The organism is Daejeonella sp. AP26, from assembly GCF_056680515.1.
The window spans coordinates 2269661-2289662 of record NZ_CM155286.1 but is presented as its reverse complement, the minus strand read 5'-3'; the positions used below and the strand labels follow the sequence as shown (position 1 = coordinate 2289662).

At 46.6% G+C, this 20002-nt stretch carries 12 protein-coding genes; 9 read left to right on the top strand and 3 right to left on the bottom strand.

Features of this window, described 5'->3' with window-relative positions; translation table 11 throughout:
* The first annotated feature begins 359 nt into the window (after nt 1-359).
* The 5 genes from AC1MCB_RS09820 to AC1MCB_RS09800 all read left to right on the top strand — a co-directional run bounded on the left by AC1MCB_RS09820 (nt 360) and on the right by AC1MCB_RS09800 (nt 10386).
* A complete protein-coding gene (locus AC1MCB_RS09820) occupies nt 360-2135 on the top strand; it encodes an ATP-binding protein (RefSeq protein ID WP_479968572.1) in 1776 nt (591 codons plus the stop codon).
* 748 nt (nt 2136-2883) lie between these two features.
* On the top strand, nt 2884-3072 hold the full coding sequence (locus AC1MCB_RS09815; RefSeq protein WP_479968571.1) for a DUF3606 domain-containing protein: 189 nt from the start codon (nt 2884-2886) through the stop codon (nt 3070-3072).
* Between the two features lie 99 nt (nt 3073-3171).
* Nucleotides 3172-6090: a DNA ligase D gene (gene ligD, locus AC1MCB_RS09810; protein ID WP_479968570.1), complete on the top strand. Its 2919-nt coding sequence runs from the start codon at nt 3172-3174 to the stop codon at nt 6088-6090.
* Nucleotides 6091-6889: 799 nt separating this feature from the next.
* Entirely contained in the window at nt 6890-9106 is a 2217-nt protein-coding gene (locus tag AC1MCB_RS09805; RefSeq protein ID WP_479968569.1) for a helix-turn-helix domain-containing protein, read from the top strand.
* Between the two features lie 11 nt (nt 9107-9117).
* The gene (locus AC1MCB_RS09800) at nt 9118-10386 is read left to right on the top strand and encodes an APC family permease (protein WP_479968568.1); all 1269 of its coding nucleotides are present in this window, start codon (nt 9118-9120) and stop codon (nt 10384-10386) included.
* Between the two features lie 249 nt (nt 10387-10635).
* On the opposite strand, the gene AC1MCB_RS09795 is transcribed toward AC1MCB_RS09800, so the two are convergent.
* Together AC1MCB_RS09795 and AC1MCB_RS09790 are read right to left on the bottom strand one after the other, a co-directional pair.
* Nucleotides 10636-12549, bottom strand: coding sequence for a glycoside hydrolase family 172 protein (locus tag AC1MCB_RS09795; RefSeq protein WP_479968567.1), 1914 nt, complete (start codon nt 12547-12549; stop codon nt 10636-10638).
* A gap of 109 nt (nt 12550-12658) precedes the next feature.
* A complete protein-coding gene (locus AC1MCB_RS09790) occupies nt 12659-12805 on the bottom strand; it encodes a hypothetical protein (RefSeq protein WP_479968566.1) in 147 nt (48 codons plus the stop codon).
* Nucleotides 12806-13131: 326 nt separating this feature from the next.
* Between AC1MCB_RS09790 and AC1MCB_RS09785 the strand changes: the two genes are divergently transcribed.
* The 4 genes from AC1MCB_RS09785 to AC1MCB_RS09770 all read left to right on the top strand — a co-directional run bounded on the left by AC1MCB_RS09785 (nt 13132) and on the right by AC1MCB_RS09770 (nt 18984).
* On the top strand, nt 13132-15879 hold the full coding sequence (locus AC1MCB_RS09785) for a PQQ-dependent sugar dehydrogenase (RefSeq protein WP_479968565.1): 2748 nt from the start codon (nt 13132-13134) through the stop codon (nt 15877-15879).
* A 59-nt stretch (nt 15880-15938) separates the two neighbouring features.
* A complete protein-coding gene (locus tag AC1MCB_RS09780; protein ID WP_479968564.1) occupies nt 15939-16877 on the top strand; it encodes a sugar phosphate isomerase/epimerase family protein in 939 nt (312 codons plus the stop codon).
* Between the two features lie 89 nt (nt 16878-16966).
* Nucleotides 16967-18172 (top strand): Gfo/Idh/MocA family protein, encoded by a 1206-nt coding sequence (locus AC1MCB_RS09775; protein ID WP_479968563.1) that lies wholly within the window; start codon nt 16967-16969, stop codon nt 18170-18172.
* Nucleotides 18173-18468: 296 nt separating this feature from the next.
* Nucleotides 18469-18984, top strand: coding sequence for a glycoside hydrolase family 97 C-terminal domain-containing protein (locus tag AC1MCB_RS09770; protein ID WP_479968562.1), 516 nt, complete (start codon nt 18469-18471; stop codon nt 18982-18984).
* Nucleotides 18985-19119: 135 nt separating this feature from the next.
* On the opposite strand, the gene AC1MCB_RS09765 is transcribed toward AC1MCB_RS09770, so the two are convergent.
* Nucleotides 19120-19995 (bottom strand): AraC family transcriptional regulator, encoded by an 876-nt coding sequence (locus AC1MCB_RS09765; RefSeq protein WP_479968561.1) that lies wholly within the window; start codon nt 19993-19995, stop codon nt 19120-19122.
* Between the last annotated feature and the right edge of the window lie 7 nt (nt 19996-20002).

Below are 20002 nucleotides of genomic sequence, written 5' to 3'. Positions count from 1 at the left end.
AAGCGTTCAGCTAAGCAAATCAAATATCACTTAATCTGGCTACCAACGTTCTATTTGTAGTCTTTATTCCTTCAGTCTCCTCCTTCAGAGGGCTATCAGCCTCCAGCTATCAGTTAATCTGGCTTCCGACTTTCTATCTGTAGTCTTTATTCCTTCAGCCTTCCATCCTTTATCCTTCCGGGGCTATCAGTTAATTTAACTTATCCTTCAACCTTCCTTCCTTCACTCCTCCATCCTTCGATCCTTGGGGATGGCCATTTAACTTTACAGAAATAAACCATAATTATAACCTATCTCATGCTTAAAAGCATTTTTATCAATACATTGCGCTAAAATTTCCAAACAGACTTAATATATAAATGGCAAAATCTGTGACATTTTTTAACTGGTCATTAAAAAAACTTCTAAAATCAGAACGTGATAACTTCACTAATGCAAGTATCAAAATTCTGTATTGCGTCCTCATTTTCACTTTAATAAAAGCTTTAATTGTAATCGGTATAGCATTCAGCTTTGAGCAAAATTTACAGTTTCAACGAGCTGTGGTAATGTTTATAGTGTATTTTGTGCTCTTGAAAGTGCTCCTGGCTAATAGAGCATATAGACTGGGGGTATCTCACGCAATGCTCTTTCTGGGCTTAATGCTAATATGGTCAAATGTCTTCCTGTTCGCACAAAATATTAATGTCCTCACACTGCAATTTGTCTTTATGCTTATCCTGGGTAGCTTTTACCTGCTGGGTACCCGTTTTGGCCTCATATATTCTGTCATCGCTGTTTTGCCAGTTGCACTCCACTTGTTGTTTAATACCGGGTTTCGGTTTTCGGGTATTGCACCCAACGAGCTTGCATCGCCGGGTTATGAAATTATAGGGCTTTTGAATTTTGTGAACATCGTTATTTGTCATTATTTGTTCCAGCAGGCGTTCAAGTCTAATATTGAAGAAAAAGAAATCCTTAACGAACAATTACAATTGGCTGTTGAAGAAGCTAATCTTGCTGCCGAATCGAAGCTGGAGTTTCTCTCTACGATGACGCACGAGTTAAGAACACCATTAAACTCGGTGGTTGGAATTAGCCAACTCATGCTACAGGATCCGCATAGCAAGGAACAGGCTGTAAGTTTGCAGATTCTGAAATTTTCAGCTGAGAATTTATACTCTCTCATTAATAACATTCTTGATTATAATAAACTTGGATCGGATAAACTGTACCTGGAGAATATACCGGTTCATTTAAACGACCTGGTCACCGAAATTTGTTTAGGATTTGAGTTTCAGGCTCAACAGAAAGACATCGACTTTGTATTAAACATTGACGAAAAGTTAGCTGATAAATGGGTCGTTACAGATCCCACCCGGATTGCACAAATCATTTATAACCTCGCGGGAAACGCTATTAAATTTACGGATCAGGGCAGAATAACGGTCGCCTTAAAGGTTAACTATATGGATAATCAGGTGCTGGACGTAAGGTTTGCTGTCACAGATACCGGTATTGGTATAAGTGCAGATAAACAAGAGACAATATTCGATTCGTTCACGCAAGCCTCCGCCAGCACCGCACGCAATTTTGGTGGAACAGGGCTGGGTCTTTCCATCGTAAAACGGCTGCTTTCCATATTTAATAGCAGCGTTAAGCTCGAAAGTTCTCCCGGTGCAGGTTCTAAATTTTATTTTGATATAAACTTTAAACGATACGAGCAACCTGTTGAATCACCGGTAAAACAGCAGGATGATGCTTTTGACCTTCAGCGGTTAAAAATCTTAGTAGTTGAAGACAACGCAATGAACCGGCTTTTAATGGCGAAAGTGTTTGAACGTTGGAACAACAAGCCTGAGTTTGCCGTGAATGGCCAGGAGGCCATAGATAAAGTTAGCCTGAATACCTATGATGTCATCCTAATGGATCTACACATGCCCCTTGTGGATGGATTTGAAGCCACCCGCGCCATTCGTAATATGGCAGACCCCGTGAAATCCAAGGTTAAGATCATTGCTTTGACTGCTTCTGTTTCTCACAATTTGAGTTATAAGGTAAAGGAAACCGGTATGGATGATTTCCTGTACAAGCCGTTTAAGCTTGATGATCTGTACATGAAGCTGAATACCATTCCCGCCTCCCGGATTTTATAATTCAAGTTCCATTCCACGACGCCATAAACGCAGGTAGCAGCAGGGTCTCTCTCTGCTGATCAGGATTTGCAGGTCTGCGGGGTCTCTCGAAGAGCACCCTGCGTGCAGCTAGAGAATTGATCTTCTACCTTTACGGGATGCCTAACCTCACCTATGACCATATGACCTATATTAATTAACAGTAGTACATTACCACGGGGATCATGTTTTACAAGCTTCGGCTTCTTTTAGCGCGGGTATTAATTATGGTTATATCACCACAAATTTCAAGATCAATGTAATTGATAAACAGGGATCGCTAACTTTAGATGTATAGGCACGAAATGTAATGTGCCGTCAGGTACATTTGGTCGGTAGAAAATCATCGTTAGCTTGATCCACTCTTACCACCTTTACTTCTTGTCTGTTTTTTTCGCCTTGATTTTTCTTTTTGTCCTGACCTTGTCCGTCCTGGCTCTTTTGATTTTATCCGGCATGTTTTTGTTGATTATTTAGATTTAGTACAATTCAAAAAAAGCGATATGTTAAAAAAAAATAAAGTTCGGTTTACTGGTTCGAATCGCGGATAAATGAGGATAGTCCCTTTCCTTCATTTGCACATCTGCACATTTACTCATCTGCACATTTACTCATTTGCACATTTTCCTACGTGGTATCGAGTCAGCGAACCAGCCAGGACAATTTTTGCACTACAAACTAACCGGCTCCGCTCTTGTTATTCAGATAATTTACCAAAAATCATCAAGCTATGGCAGACGATAAAAAAAAGAAAGGTGGTCAGGACCGCCGGCAAGTAAGCGGAAGCGAGAATTATGAAATTCAGTATTTTAAAGAGAAAATGGGTGTTAGCAGCCAGGCGGTAACAGGCGCGATACGTGCTACCGGCTCAAATGACCGGAAGGTGCTCGAAAAATATCTGAAGGATAAACGAAAGTAATAGAATTGAAGCCCCAAAAGGGGCTTTCTCCGCAAATAGCGATATGTTCCGAACAATACAGCCAGGATCCTGACAGTAAATTCTGAGTAAGCTCCCCTTATGAAGATCGCTACCTACAATATTAACGGCATTAATGGCCGCCTGGAGATTTTGTTGCGGTGGCTGAAAGAAGCAGATCCTGACATCGTATGTCTGCAGGAACTGAAAGCCGAGACAAGGAATTTCCCTGTACAGACAATTAATGAAGCAGGCTACCATGCAATCTGGCATGGTCAAAGGAGCTGGAACGGTGTAGCCATTCTCTCTAAAACGGAGATCAGGGAGCTGCGAAACGACCTGCCCGGCGATGATATAGAATACACCCACAGCCGCTACATCGAAGCATTTATAGCGGGGATCGTCATCGGCTGCATCTATCTTCCGAATGGCAATCCCTGGCCCGGACCAAAGTTTGATTATAAACTTCGTTGGTTCGAACGGCTGGCTGCGCACGCCAAAGATCTCGTCGACCGTGAACTGCCGGTTATGCTCATAGGCGACTATAACGTAATGCCCACGGAAATCGACACCTATAAACCCGAAAAGTATATCAATAATGCTCTTTTCCGACCCGAAAGCCGCAGGGCATACAAGGATCTTGTAGACCAGGGCTGGACGGACGCTATCCGGATCTTATATCCCAATGAACGCATCTATACCTTTTGGGACTACCTGCGCGACGCTTACGGCAGAAATGCCGGGTTGAGGCTCGACCATTTCCTGTTAAATAAAAAGATTGCCAACAGGCTCGCCGCTGCGGATGTCGACAAGCATGTCCGGGGCTGGAAGGGTGCCAGTGATCACGCTCCGGTTTGGATAGAACTGGCAGATAAGGATGTGCCGGAAGCTAAGCGGCGGGCAATGAAAGTTGAGACAGTCGAAAGACAGATTGAAGATCTGGAAAGGGATGAGGAAGGAAAGACCGCGCCTGTTACTAATCTGAAAAGTTTGCTTAGTGACGCGGCTAAGTCAAAGATTCCCGCCAATATCAAACCAATGAAGGCTACCCTGGTAGCTGAGCCCTTTGACGATCCCGGCTGGATCTACGAGATTAAATGGGATGGCTACCGCGCCCTGGCAATTATTGAAAGTGGCAAGGCCGATTTAGTGTCGAGAAATAATCTGCCCTTCAACCAGTTTCAGCCCATCACTAAATTACTGGCAAGCTGGAATATGAATGCAGTGGTGGACGGCGAGATAGTCGCCCTGAATGAAAAGGGGAATGCTGACTTCGGGGCATTGCAGAACTGGCGTAATACCAAAAGCGCTACCCTGGCTTTTGTGGTGTTTGACATCCTGTGGTATGAAGGCAGGCTGCTGACAGATCTGCCCCTTTACCAGCGCATGGAAATTTTAAAATCAATCCTCCCTACCGATAACGACCTGATCCGCCTGAGCCAGGCTTTTGAGGTAAACGGTATCGAATTCTTCGCGGCAGCAAAAAGGATGAAACTGGAAGGTATTATTGCGAAGCGCGCCGATAGTTTATACACCGCTGATGCCCGGTCAAGGGAATGGCTGAAGATCAAGGCTAAGCGCCGGCAGGAAGTCGTCATCGCAGGCTTTACCAAGAACGAAGACACGGGAAAATATTTCAGTGCTCTGGCCATCGGCGTCTACGACCAGAAAGGAGTGCTTCGCTACATCGGTAAGGTCGGCACGGGCTTTAATGACGCCAGGCAAAAAGAGATGATAGCGCAGTTCAAGGGGCTGATCACATCTGAATGCCCTTTCGACATTGAACCCGATGTGGATGAGCCTTCGCAGTTCCGGCCCAGAAGATTAGGCGCAAAGGCTACCTGGCTAAAACCGGAGCTGGTATGCGAGGTAGAATTTGCCGAGATTACCCATGACGGGAAAGTCCGCCAGGCTTCTTTTAAAGGAATGCGAAGCGACAAAAAGCCAGCCGATGTAATCATGGAAATGGAAGCAGAGGCCGCGCAACTCCTTGAAGGAAATTCAGATTCAGATAATGTGCGGGTAAAAGCAGCAAAGCCAAAAGCTCCAGCTAAAAAATCTGTCCGAACTGAAAAGCAAAGCTCACCTCCAGACTCACTGCTCGCTTCTAAGGAAGAAACGGAAACCAGGAAAGTCAATGGCCACACCCTGGTGTTTACCCATCTCAACAAGCTCTACTGGCCTGAGGACGGTGTGACCAAGCGAGATATGTTCAACTACTACCACCAGGTAGCGCCTTTCATCGTTCCCTATCTGAAAGACAGGCCTATGTCCCTGAACCGATTCCCCGGCGGGATACACAGCCAAAGTTTTTACCAGAAGAACGTGAAGGATAAAGCACCGGAATGGGCGGAAACGATGCCGCATACCAGTAGCGAAGGTGAAAGCAAAGATTACCTTTTAGGCAATAATGAAGTTACCTTGCTCTGGATGGCTTCCCTCGGCTGCATTGAAATGAACCCCTGGTTCAGCCGGATGCAGTCGCCCGACAACCCGGACTATTGCGTCATTGACCTCGACCCCGACAAGCAGCATTTCGACCAGGTGATCCAGGCTGCCCAGGAAGTTAGAAACGTGCTGCAGGCCATAGACGTTCCGGGCTTTCCTAAAACCTCCGGCTCTACGGGCATGCATATTTACATCCCGCTCGGCGCCAAGTACACCTACCAGCAAAGCCAGCTTTTCGCCAACATCATCGTCAAACTGGTTCAAAAACAGATACCCGGCTTCACCACGCTCGAGCGGATGATCTCCAACCGCAAAGGGAAAATGTATCTCGATTTCCTGCAAAACAGGCCCGGCGCAACCATTGCTTCGGTGTATTCCTTAAGACCAAAACCGGGCGCAACCGTTTCTATGCCACTAACCTGGGACGAGGTGAGACCCGGCCTCACCATGCGGGATTTTACGATCCACAATGCTATAGACCGCATCAAAGAAACCGGGGATCTGTTTACCGGAGTGCTGGGTGAAGGCATTGATCTCGCAGCCACAATAAAAAAGGCGCAAAGCATTTTTTAAATTTAGACATGTAGAACTGACTAAGTCACTGCAAAAAACACTTAATACGGTTGTTTTTTCAAATAGCAGTCCGCCTCATAGTTGTACTGCTTTCTTCGAGCGATCCTCAAGCTGGACATGAACTGACAGGAACATAAGCAAATACCTATGAAGTACAAATCTTCAATCAACAGAATGGGATTAGTTGATTGCCATACCGCGTTCATAATGCAAGAAATAACCCGATAAAAAGAAGAACCCTATCTGCTATATAGAGCCTAGTGAAAACCTCTCCGTTTACCTCTCTTCCGTCCCGATGCATCGGGTTTGTTGCGGAACGCACTAGCCCAGCCTAATTACTGGCCTTTAATAGCAACAAATGCAGCGGCGGGCTACAATTTCTTCACTCAACAGAATTGGCTAAGTTGATCGTTATACCGCGTTAATAATGCAAGAAATAGCCCGATAAAAGGGAACCCTGTCTGCTATATAGAGCCTACTGAAAACCTCTCCGTTCACCTCTTTTCCGCATCGTTTGTTGCGGCCGGCACAGGCCAAGCCAACTTACTGACTTCAGAAGCAACAAACGCAGCGGCGGGCTTTTTTGCTTACTTTTTTTGCCTGCAGAAAAAAAGTAAGACCCGCGGTAGCGACAAAAGAAGATAATTCACAGACTAAAGTTTCTTGAGTAATGCCGTCAAAACAGCAGAAACAATATTTATCAGCTTCTATTTTTATGGACAGGGAAGCTACAGACTTTAAAAGCAACAATAGCGAATCCCTGTTGACTGAGCCATAATGTTTAATTTTGATGCCGCAAATGAATCACAACAAAGCATCGCAACAGGACCTCGCCATTTCGTTTATTAACGAAACCAGCCGGCATATTTTTATAACAGGGAAGGCCGGAACGGGAAAAACCACGCTGCTGCGGGAGCTCAAGACAAAGTGCCGCAAAAAGATGATCATTGCCGCACCCACCGGTGTGGCGGCGATAAATGCAGGCGGAGTGACCCTGCATTCGCTTTTTAAGCTTCCCCCGGAGCTGATCCTGCCTGTACCGGGTACTTCGCCCATATTCAAAACGATACAAACGGTACTCAGTGAGTACACGCTGACAGGCGAAAAGGAAAAACTCCTGCGTGAACTGGAAGTGCTGGTGATCGATGAGGTTTCCATGGTGCGTGCCGATGTACTGGACGCTATTGACCAGGTTCTACGGCACGTCAGGGGCAACCCGGACCCCTTTGGCGGCGTTCAGGTTGTGTACTTTGGCGACCTGTACCAGTTGCCACCCGTGGCCTCGCCCGCGGAAGAGGCGGAGCTTCTCAGGTACTACCGGTCTGTGTTCTTTTTCGACGCCCGGGTGATGCTTTGTGCTGAGCCGGTATATATTGAGCTGACTACCGTCTTCAGACAAAAAGATCCCGTCTTCCTGAGATTACTCAACAACATCCGGAATAACGAACCGGACGCTGCCGATTTTGAGGTACTGACGGGTAAGTATCTGCCGGCCTTTCAGCCTCCACACGCCGAACATTATATCAGGCTCACTTCTCACCGGCGGATGGCTCATGACATTAACCTGGCGGAGTTGGCGAAGCTGCCGGGCGAATCAGTGATCTACCAGGCATCGTCAAGCGGAAATGTGGACCTGAAGAGCCTTCCGGTAGAACAGGAGTTACACCTTAAAGCAGGAGCACAGGTGATGTTCGTACGGAACGATCTGCGCGGGGAGCACCGCTATTTCAACGGGAAAATCGGAACCGTAACATCCCTTAACCCAAATCATATCCAGGTAACCTTTCCCGATGGCGATTCGCTGGATGTGGAGCAGGAACTCTGGACATTCATACAGTACCAGCAGAATGAAAATGACCAGCTCAGCGAAACAAGTACCGGCGAATTCCGGCAATACCCCCTCAGACTGGCCTGGGCAATTACGATTCATAAAAGCCAGGGACTCACCTTCGACCAGGCAATCATTGATGCCGGCAGCGCCTTCGCCGCGGGCCAGGTTTACGTGGCACTGAGCCGCGTCCGAACGCTTGAGGGCGTGGTACTGCTCACGCCGATCCGCCCCGACAATATGGTTTCGCGCACCGAAGTCGTCGCCTTTGCTAAAAGAATCGGCGGGGCTGAGTCGCCTGAGTCCATCCTTGAGCACGAAAAGAGAAACTATATCTACCATTATATTCGCAACGCCTTCCGCCTGTTTCACCTGGTGAACTACCTGGAACGATGGCCTTCTTCGCTGGAAAACTACCGCTTCAGTGCAAAGAGCCATTACCTGGAACCCGCCATAAACCTGTTGCCCGAAATGATGAAGATCAGCGATATCGCCGCGAAGTTCCTGCGCCAGCTTGATCAGCACTGGAGCGCCGGCCCGGAAGGGCAAGCGAAAGGCGCAGGGCGACTCACTGAAGCAGCAATCTATTTTTCCGGAGAGCTGAGCACTAAACTGATTATCCCATTAAAAAGGGAGCTTACACAAATGCTTATCAACCGGGCGCCAGCAGACCTGGTTAAATTCTATAGCAAATTGGAGCGCCAGGCGAGCGACCAGTTAAAAATGATCAACGATTGCCCGGTATTGTGGAATCTCATGGTTGAAGGCGCTGCAATACAAGATCTTAGAAACCGGATAACCAAAAAAGTGATACGTGCAGAACCGGACGCTGGTGGTACCGTTCTGCCCAGCAGCCTGTTTACACCCGCCCAAAAGGCATCACTGAAATTGTTCAACGAAGGTAAATCGATTACCGAAATAGCAGAGCAAAGAAAGCTGGGCATTCCAATGCTCGAAAACCATATTGCGCTTTTTGTGGAGGCGGGCCATGTGCCGATCAATGAGCTGGTATTGCCGGATAGGATGGACATTATCCGGTCGTTAGTAAGCGACGGTAAAATCGGAATTCAGGAAGTTAAAAGAGTTTTGGGCAGCGATTACACCTATTTTGAAATTCGGCTGGTAATTGCGCACCTGAAATTCATATCAGCCAGGGACCAAAAAATAGTAAATCAAACGCTTTTCTGACCCTGAGAAATATGAAGCATGATAAAAGCAACGGGCTTTTAAGAGCATTAACGCTTAAGGACGCTATAGGAATCGGGTTAGGGACCATTATCGGTGCCGGAATTTTTGTAGTAACCGGTGTAGCCGCAGGTGTTGCCGGCCCGGCGATGTTGATAAGCCTGTTGCTTGCCGGCATAGTTGCTGCTTTTAACGCCCTTAGCTCTGCGCAACTTGCAGCAGTTTACCCACATGCCGGCGGTACTTATGAGTATGGCTATCGCTTGCTTAATCCCGCTTTTGGATTTTCGGCAGGCTGGATGTTCCTGGTGAGTAAGCTTGCTGCAGGGGGAGTGGTTGCCATGGGCTTCGGAACCTATTTTTATCAGTTGGCGCCAGTGGGCTCGCCTTTGATGCTTTCGGTAACTGCGATAATCCTATTAACCCTGGCCAATTACTTAGGGATTAAAAAAGCGGGAGGATTGAACCTGATTATCGTTTCGGTCACCCTGATTTCATTGGTTTATTTTATCATCAGCGGTTTTCCAGCCATCAAACGCGGAAACTTTGAACCCTTTACACGATTCGGCATTTCGGGCATAGCGGAAGCTGCCGCACTGTTGTTTTTTGCATTTACAGGTTATGCACGCGTTGCCACATTGGCGGAAGAGGTTAAAGATCCCGAAAAGACCATACCGCGTGCAGTGAATATCACCATAATAGTAGCTATTATATTGTATGCTTTTGTGTGTATTGTGGCCATTGGGGTAATTGGCACCGAAGCGATGGCTGGTAGTAAATCCCCTCTGCAGCTTGCGGCAAATTCACTGGACACGCCAGCGATAAAAACAGTAATTACCATAGGGGCGTCTTCTGCTATGCTGGGTGTGTTGCTTAGCCAGATCTTAGGCATCAGCCGGATGATGTTTGCGATGGGTAGAAAAAACGATCTATGGCCGGTCTTCCAAAAGATCCATTCCAAAAACAGCATTCCGCATATCGGGATCTTTACCACGGGCATCATTATGTTACTCCTGTGTATTTTCGGCAATTTTAAATTTATCCTTGCCGCGGCTACTTTTACCATTCTTTTGTACTACTGTATTACGAACCTAGCCGCATTAATACAACCAGCTCATGAGCAACGGTATGGAAAAACGGTTCCGGTATTAGGCTTAACAGGCTGTTTGTTAATGGCTTTTTCATTGGATTCACAAGTAATTATTTCCGGAGTTCTGTTGCTTTTGGCCGGGTTCATACTTCGGTTTGTCTTGCATCGTATTTACGGGTCTGACCCTCTATAATAAAATCCTTAGATTTAATATATCAATATATTGTTTTAACCAGTTCAACGGTCTGAGGCGGAAAAAAACCTGGTAAATTACCGATCTTCCGGCATCTCCGGCTGCTGGTCTGTTTGAATCGTAGGGTTCTTTGACAAAGTTCCAGCCTTTACAGACGCGGGCTCTCCTGGTTGCACATCCTCCCTTTCCCCTTCATTTGCTCATTTGCTCATTTGCTCATCTACTCATTTGCACATTTACTCATTTGCATCACTCATCCGCCCGTATTAAAATCCACCTGTTTATGTGTAACACTGACTTTGCTGCATCTTGTTTGATATGTAATGTGATCGCATTTCTAAAATCATCTAAATCAATCTCACACAAGTACCTTTTCGGCAGGTGCTCTTTCTTCTCAGAATAAAAGCTGATCGGTTCGCTGACCCTTTTTTGTCTTTGCCAGATGCTGAATTCTGCGCCGTCGGTGTTTTTCTCTACATCTGCATAGAGCTTATATCTGCCTTTAGGGAGTTCGCTGAGGTCAATTTTAACCTGCCCTCCATTAGTGGTTTGAATAACGCTACCATCAATTTTAACCTGCCCTGCGATGGTGTACTGTATGAGTTGCGGATACAGCATAAAGGTTGTTGGCAAGTAAACACTTAGCAACGAATTATTGGCTGGCGATTGCTGATTCTCATGAACGGGTTTTCCTGCGTAGTAAAGAGCTACCGATGTATAGTCGCCGGGCATATTATTGTTTTCCGGCCCGTGTTCAATGGTATGTGTTATTTCCTTCTCAAAGGGCATTTTATCGGATATAAATAACCGGTATCCGCCGGTTCTGGCAAATGGCAAAGAATAGTCCAGCGAACCATGCAGGGGAAGACTCATTTTTCTATCCCAGCGATCTAACAGGGCGTACCAGCCTCCGTTAAAATAATCTTCAGAGCCGGTGCCATGTATTCTTAATTCACCATCGATCCGCGTTACATCATCACCTTCGAAAAACAGGGTCATTCCGGGGTTTAAACCCTGAGCCTGGAGAATAGTGCCTGCATAATGTCCTTTCCCTTTTCCCTTCAGGAAGAGGTGGGGTTCACCCCCAGTTGTTTTTTTATTGGGATTCCAAAAAGCGTAAAACTTACCTTCTATACCCGGGTTATACGGCTTGTCTGATACGTAAATTTCGGCATCTATTTTAATGGGCGCTGCCTTAATACCTTGATCGGTTGTCTGGTACACTAATTCGATCTTAGCATTCCGGCTGAAGGGCATAGGGAAGTAACAATAGTTTACGTTATCAGCAGAACCAAGAAGCAGACTTTGCATTGATTCCTTGCCGAAGGCATAGCCAAAGAAGTCGGCCACAGGCATATAGATGGCCGGCGTTGGCTCGTTGTCCCAGGTAACTCTTATTGAAATTTGTTTGTTTAATCCCCTGAATACGTCCGAATGCTTCAGCCTGATGCCGGTGATTCGCCCGCCTTTATTGAGTTCGGCCAGCGTTACAGACTGGCCAGGTGATAACAATGCTTCCTTAACTAAGGAAGCGCCTGCCGGGTTCCAAAGGTTTTTCCACTTTTCGGCGATCGAGCTTAACTCGGATTTTGCGTTTGAATCCAGCTGTGCTGAAAAGCCTTTTACTTTGGAGTTCTTTGGATAACTTCTGTATTGTATCTGGTAGAACTCTACTTTTTTCCCCCGCGATACAACTTTCAACCCATTTTTATAAGTGATGGGAAAGTAGCAATAATATCCCCCTAACTCGTTACCCGTAAGGGGTGCAATAAAAGGATACACTTTGCCAGAAAATAAGTCGCTGAATTTAATGGAATATTGAGGTTTAGACGAGCCGCCGAAATAAAAATCGAAAATGTCGTCGTTGGGCGTAGGAGTCCATATACGGTTGATTACGCCATTCCCTTTGTCTTCAAAGAGCACTAAGGAAGCATCCGCATTTTTTCTTATGAATGAATATTTCCCGCTAAAACCATCATCGTTATTCCCGGTCGTATCGTACGATGAAAACTGCTTAACGGCCGTTTGCTGAATATAAAGGGGTAGATCTTCAATCGCGCTAAGCCTTTTGAGTTCGCTTGCTGTGCTGATTTTATTTTTTTGTCCATGTACGCAAAGTGTTCCGAATAAAAGAAAAAGGGCCAACAAGAATCTTCTTATCATAAAATATAAGTGGGTACGTGTAAAACTTCGACTAAATGTAATAGTTTAAATGTCATATGACCTATACAGCCGGGCTACTTTGTCTAAGGTTCATAAGTTAGCTTAGTCGTTAGCCCCCAATTTGTCTCGTTAACTCCAAAGCCCCTGCTCCATTCCGGTAAGGACAGGAAGGGATAACCAAATGCATTTTCTGAAAAATGAATGACCATGGACTTTGCCCTTCTGGCCGGTTCAGGCTCATTGTATATAAGCTCATTCTTGTACATTTAGGCAGAATAAGGGCCTGTTAAAGCCACGTTTCCCGGTTCGATTCACTTATCTTATAACCAATAAATCGTTTTCCGGTACTTTTGGTTACCAGTTCCAATTCATACTCCGGTGAATTGCCAGGGCGAGGTTACAAATGTTCCAGTGCAGGCTTCATATTCGTTGCCTATATTTCAATATTGAAGCAATATGCTTTAAATTCCTCTGAATGCGGGATTTTTATATCAGGAAAGTATCAGTTTTAGACTGAATTAATGTAGAATGATTGCCGAAGTGTTTATAGTTTTAAGAAAGTTTAAGGGTAAAATATTTTGAATGAAACCTTCTGAAATTTACAGGACCATTTTCCGGAATTACAATAGCAATTTTTTTGTGTTCTTTAGCATATGCATTTTTATAACAGGAGGTCTTTCTTCCTGCAAAGGAACGAGTGACAATAAGCAGGCGTCCTTGGCAATACCTGATCAAACCCGTTTTCAGAAAATAGAGCTGGCGTCTGATTTGAATGAGCCCATGGAGCTCCAGATTTTGCCTGACGGAAACGTTTTGTTTATCGAACGCGCCGGCCTGGTGAAGCTATATGACACCAGGCAAAACAAGGTACGTGTGCTGGCAAAGCTGCCCGTTTTTCAGGAGCTGGAGGATGGCCTGGTGGGCCTGGTCATAGACCCTGACTTTGCAGCCAATCATTTTCTATACCTTTTTTACTCACCGGTTGGCGGAAAGCCAATGCAGCGGGTGTCCCGATTTGTACTGAAGTCCGACTTACTGGATCTGAAATCTGAGAAAATTCTGCTGGAGATCCCTACCCAACGAACGGAGTGTTGCCATACGGCAGGCTCCCTGGCGTTTGGGCCTGACAAGAATTTATACATAGCCTTGGGCGACAATACCAACCCGCATAATCCCGGGTATTATAACTCCATTGACGAGCGGAAAGGGCGGGAGTATTGGGATGCGCAGCGGACGGCGGGCAACACGAATGATCTGCGGGGGAAAATACTGCGCATCAAGCCGGAGCCGGACGGCACCTATTCTATCCCTGAAGGAAATTTGTTCCCTAAGAACACCCCCAAAACCCGGCCCGAGATCTATGCCATCGGCGTGCGTAACCCATACCGGATCACGGTTGACGCTAAAACCGGCTGGTTGTACTGGGGCGACGTAGGGCAGAACACCATCGACGACCCGGCGAGAGGACCGATCAGCTATGACGAATGGCATCAGGCAAAGAAGCCAGGCTTTTTCGGGTGGCCCTATTTTGCCGGAGACAACAAACCATATGCGGATTTTGACTACGCCACCGGGAAAATCGGACCCTTCTTCGATCCCAAAAAGCCGGTAAACAATTCACCAAATAACACCGGGCTACAGGAACTGCCTCCAGCCGTGAGCGCTTTGATCTGGTACTCCTACGATGAGTCGAAGGAATTCAAAAATCTGGGCACGGGCGGCAAAAGCCCGATTGCCGGCCCTTTCTATCATGCTGACCTTTATAAGCAGCAGCCAGCCTGGGTGAAGAATAAACGGAAGTTTCCTGATTATTACGACGGCAAGTGGTTCATCGCCGAGTGGATACGCGATTGGATAAACGTAGTGACCCTGGACGAAGACGGAGAGCTGGTGAAGATTGAGCGGTTTATGCCTACCGCGAAGTTCGACCACCCGATCGACCTGGAGTTCGGACCCGACGGAGCGCTCTATGTGTTGGAATATGGACCGGCTTGGTTTTCCCAGCACCCGAACGCCCGCCTCGCCCGCATTGATTATATAGAAGGGAACCGGCCTCCGGTAGCCCTGGCTGGGGTAAGCAAAACAGCCGGTGCTGTGCCGTTTGAGGCTACTTTCTCTGCAACGACGTCCTATGATAACGATAAAGATGATAAACTGAAATATGAATGGCAGCTAGTGGGGCAGGATAAAGAATTCCGGCAGGGGGCTGAAACCAGGTATCAGTTCACCAGGCCCGGGGATTACCTGGTTCGTCTGAAGGTGACGGATAACCACGGCCTGAGCACGACCAAGGAGATCCGGATTGAGGCAGGAAACGAAAAGCCGGAAGTTGCCATTAACATTTTAGGCAACAAAAGCTTTTACTGGCCGCGGAAGCCGGTAGCCTACCAGGTGTTGGTGAATGACAAGGAAGACGGTAGTGTAACTGCCGGAAAAATTCCAGCTCAGGATGTACTGCTTACGGTTGATATGGCCGATATGGGTACCGATTTAACCTTACTGGCCCAGGAACAGGAGAAATCGGCTTCCCTTTACCTTCATCCGGGGCAGCAGTTCATAAATCAAAGTGACTGCATGAGCTGCCATCAGGAAAAGTCAAAGTCCGTAGGCCCCTCCTGGCTGCAGGTCGGGGAACGCTATAAAGATAAGGTCGAAGCGGTAGATGGCTTGACCCAAAAGGTTATCAAGGGCGGAAGCGGCAACTGGGGCGAGATAGCCATGTCGGCACACCCGCAGCTAACAAAAGAGGAGGTAGCTGAAATGATAAAATACATTCTGGATATAGGAAAGAAGCAGAAGGCATTGAACCGGCTACCGGCAAAGGGAACATTCATGCCGGATGAAAAAGCCGAAGGCCCCTATGTATTCCGGGCCCTATATAAAGACAATGGCGCTGGAAAAACCTCCCCGCAGGTTGGGCAGGACAACCATATCTTGCGAAACGCGAAGATGTGGGCCACCTACAGCGATAAGAATACCGGGGCGGTCATTTATAACACTGCCTACATCCGCTTCCCATCAGAGAAGAGTTACATAACCTTCCGGGATATTGATATGTCTGGTATAGGAAAACTCCAGGTAGCTTTTGCAACTCCTTTCCCCTGCAGATTATCTTTCAGGGCAGATAAACCTGATGGCCCCGAAATTGGAGCGCTGGACTTACAGCCTACAGTGGGAAACCAAAGAAATGTCACCAACTGGAAGGAACAGTCTGTCAGGATAAAGAAACTGAGTGGAAAACACACGATCTATGTGTTATCTTCTAATTTCCCGAAAGGGCATGACGGCAAGAGTTATCTGAGCCTCAACTGGATTCACTTCCTGCCTTAAGTATCACATCCATTTAGATAGAAATACGAGATAGATTCTTAAAAATTTAACATAAGCTCATGATACAAAACCGTCGCAATTTCCTCGGAGCCCTTGCCGCCCTGACAGCGGCGGGCCTTCTACCTGATTCGGAGGCGTGGGCACAAAATACTGTAGCCGATCCGCTGCACATCGCGTCGAATGAGTACTCCTGGATCACTTTTTATGAGCGGGAGGGCCGTGATTGGTTTGCCGACATGGATGTTTCCCTGCACGAGTTCCGCAAGTCGGGCTGTGTGGGATATGAGCCTTCTGTTAATGAGCCCGCAGGACTAAGTCTGCTGGCGCCGCTACTAAAGAAACACAAACTGGAAATGCGGTCGATATACGTGGGATGCACCCTGCACACGGAGCAGGACGCGAAGAAAAGCCTGGAAGGGGTGAAGGCTATTGCGGAGGCCGCAAAACCACTGGGTGTAAAAATAATAGTGACCAACCCCAGCCCGATCCGTTGGGGCGGAGAAGAGAACAAAACGGACGCGGAATTAGAGATGCAGGCTGTATACCTGGATCGGATGGGCGCTGAGCTCCGGAAGCAGGGCATCGTCCTGGCCTACCATAATCACGATGTTGAGATGCGTAACGGTGCACGGGAGTTCCACCATATGATGCTTGCCACAGATCCGAAAAATGTAGCACTTTGCCTGGAGGTTCACTGGCTTTACAGAGGCGCAGGCAACTCGCAGCTCGCCCTGTTTGATATTGTGCGCCTATATGGTAACCGGATTGCTGAGATACATCTGAGGCAGTCAAAAAACGGTATATGGTCAGAGACCTTCGGTGAGGGTGATATAGATTATAGGAGGTTAGCCAAAGAGCTTCGGGCTTTGAAAGTGCGCCCGCACCTGGTATTGGAGCAGTGCGTGGAGAAACAATCGCCAAACACCATGAATGCGGTGGCGGCGCATCAGAAAGATCTGCAATATGCCTCCGGCGTTTTTGCGTCTCTTAATAAGTAGGCAATTTGAAACAGGAAGTGTATTTTTTATACATGCCTGTCTTGTACAGGATTATAATAACCATTTAGGCTCACACATAAGTTATTAACATGGGAAATCAGCCATACAAAATCACCCTTTTAGGAACCGGCCTGATCGGTACTTTTTATACAATGAGTTTACATGGGCAGCGGAAGCCAGACCGGGTCCACACCATTTATTCCCGTTCTGAAGAAAGGGCACGAAAATTTGCCGCAGAATGGGATATTCCTCATTGGGAGACTGACATGGCGCTGGCCATCCAATCTCCCGACACCCATGTGGTAGTTATTGGCCTGCCGAACCACCTTCATCTGGAAGCAGTACGTTTAGCTGCACAGGCAGGCAAGGCTATCTTATGCACTAAACCCCTGGGAAGAAATGCAACGGAAGCTTTGGAAATGCTGAAAATAGTAGAGGAGGCAGGTGTCTTTCATGGGTATTTGGAAGATTTGGCCTATCCTTCTAAAACACTCAAAGCTTTAGCTTCCATCGGGAATGGGGCTTTGGGGAAAGTGTTATGGACCCGCTCCCGGGAAGCCCATCCAGGCCCGCACAGCGATTGGTTTTGGGACTCGCAATACTCAGGCGGGGGCGCCCTCATCGACATGGGCTGCCATTGCATTGAGATCGGCAGGAACTATATTGGCAAAGATGTACGGCCCGTGGAAGTAATATGCTGGGCAGACACGCTGGTAAAGCCCATAGAAGCGGAAGACAACGCCATTGGGCTGGTGAAATATGCCAACGGCGCCGTGGGCCAGTTTGAAGTAAGCTGGACTTACCGGGGAGGCATGGATTTAAGGGATGAAGTAACCGGTACAGAAGGTAGTATCCGGGTCGACCATTTCATGCGAACAGGAATGGAGATGTATACCAGTATAGGGGAAAAGGGATATGTGGCAGAAAAAGCAGAAAGTGAGAGCGGATGGCTATTCCCGGTGGGAGATGAGGCTCATGCGCTGGGTTACCCCCAAATGTTTGAAGATATGTTTAATGCTATGGACAAGGGGGTAGCCCCTATGGAAAGTTTCTATGACGGATACGTCGTCAATGCCATTATGGACGCATGCTACAAATCAGCTAAGACAAAAAAATGGGAGCCGGTGGATCTGGAAGTTTGGAGAGGGAAAGAAGGGACAGAAGAGCAGGATCAATACAAAGAGTACGATAAGGACCATTACCTGATTAAGGAAGAGCTGCTGCCTGACGGTAGAAAAAAACTTATCCTGAAAGAGAAATCAGGCGGAAAAGTGGTGCAGCACGTGACGGAGTAGCGGGGTAAGGCAGGAGCCAAAGTGAATATTTTTTATTTACCAAAAGTGATGGGTGGAAACTTAACCCACCCGAACCAAATTAATTTTTATATGCATCGAAGTTAAAGAACGTTTAATTTCCCGAATAATCCCGATAAAATACAGATTTCTACAACCAGGAACCTTGCTACCCTGAACTGTCTGACTCATAAGGGGCTTTCTTCCGAAACGAACTCTAAAACAAAGCATACAATGGCAGGAAATGGAGCGATGAAGGGATAAGTCCTGACCACGACATTGATATACCGTTCACCCGGATGCTTGCCGGAGCTACGGATTATCATTTGGGCGGGTTCAGGGCAGTTGCCAATCCTGAATTTAAAACGCAACTCACCCGCCCTCTGATGGCAGGCACACGCTGCCATATGCTGGCGATGTATGTGGTATTGGAAAGCTATCTAACTATGGTAGCAGACTATCCATCCGCTTACGAAGGCCAGCCAGGCTTTGAGTTTTTACAAAATGTACCAACAAGCTGGGACGAAACGGTAGTTCCCGATGCCCAGGTGGGGGATTACATAACCATCGCCCGTCGTAAAGGAACTGACTGGTATGTAGGCTCAATAAACAACAACGAAGCCCGGGAAATAAAAGTGTCATTAGGTTTTTTACCGCAGGGAAACTATAGCGCCGAGCTTTACACCGATGCCCCGGATGCCGAAAAAAATCCCAACCATTTAACCAAACAAGTTAAAACCGTGACCAGGGCAGATGTGCTGGCTCTGAAATTAGCGGCTGGCGGCGGCCAGGTCATACGGATAACGAAGCGGTGAAGTGTTATTTCCGAGGTTCTCAGCTTGATAACAACGTGAATTATTTTGGAATCATAAATATCACGATACAGCTTACTACGATTTTGACTTTATAAATGCCGGCGCTTCGCTCTAGCGCCTGCTATATTATATTCTTCAAAAGTTAGCTAATTCTAAAAACATTTTGCGGTATTTTATGGGGTTCAATTTATACTGTTTCAGGAACTGCCGGTTGAAATTTGAGATGTTATTAAATCCGCATTTATAGCAGATTTCAGTAACTGACAATTCATTTTCCTGTAAAAGTATGCAGGCCTTATTTAGGCGAAGCTCATTTACATAGGCGGAAAACGTCTTTCTGGTTCTCTGGGAAAAGAAGCGTGAAAACGCACTTTCGGACATATTGCAAATCGCTGCTGCCTCGGTAACTTTTAAAGCTTTTTGGTAGTTACATAATATCCAGTCAAAAACAAGGCATAGTCTGATTGACTCTTTATCGTTTTTGCCGATAGATGACGATTGACAAATAGGCTTCAAATCTTTCGATCCCGAAAGAATAACGAGCATTTCCAGCAAACAAAACCAGCGCTTCAATCCCGTTAATCCGACTATTTCGTGCAATTTATTACTTACCAGCCGATTGGTGCTGCCGGTAATCTCAAGTCCCATTTTGGATCTTTCTAAAAGATCTTTTATGGGTTTGGCTTCAGGCAGTCCAAGGAAATTATTACCAAAAGATGCTTCAGAAAAATGAATGACAATTGATTTTGCCCTCTGGTCTGATGATGGATGATAAAAGTCAGCTTCATTCCGGTAGGTATGCGGTAGGTCTGGCCCTATGAGCGCCAGGTTGCCCGGTTTGAAATCACAAATATGATCGCCAATGTAGCGCCTTCCTGTGCTTTCCGTGACCAGTACCAGCTCGTATTCAGGATGATAGTGCCAGGGGGTGGGATAGTAGTTATAATCAAAGTCTCTTACTACAAACGACTCCTCGTTCTCTCTGGGTAGATGCTCTAATGCTGGTGTCATCAATATA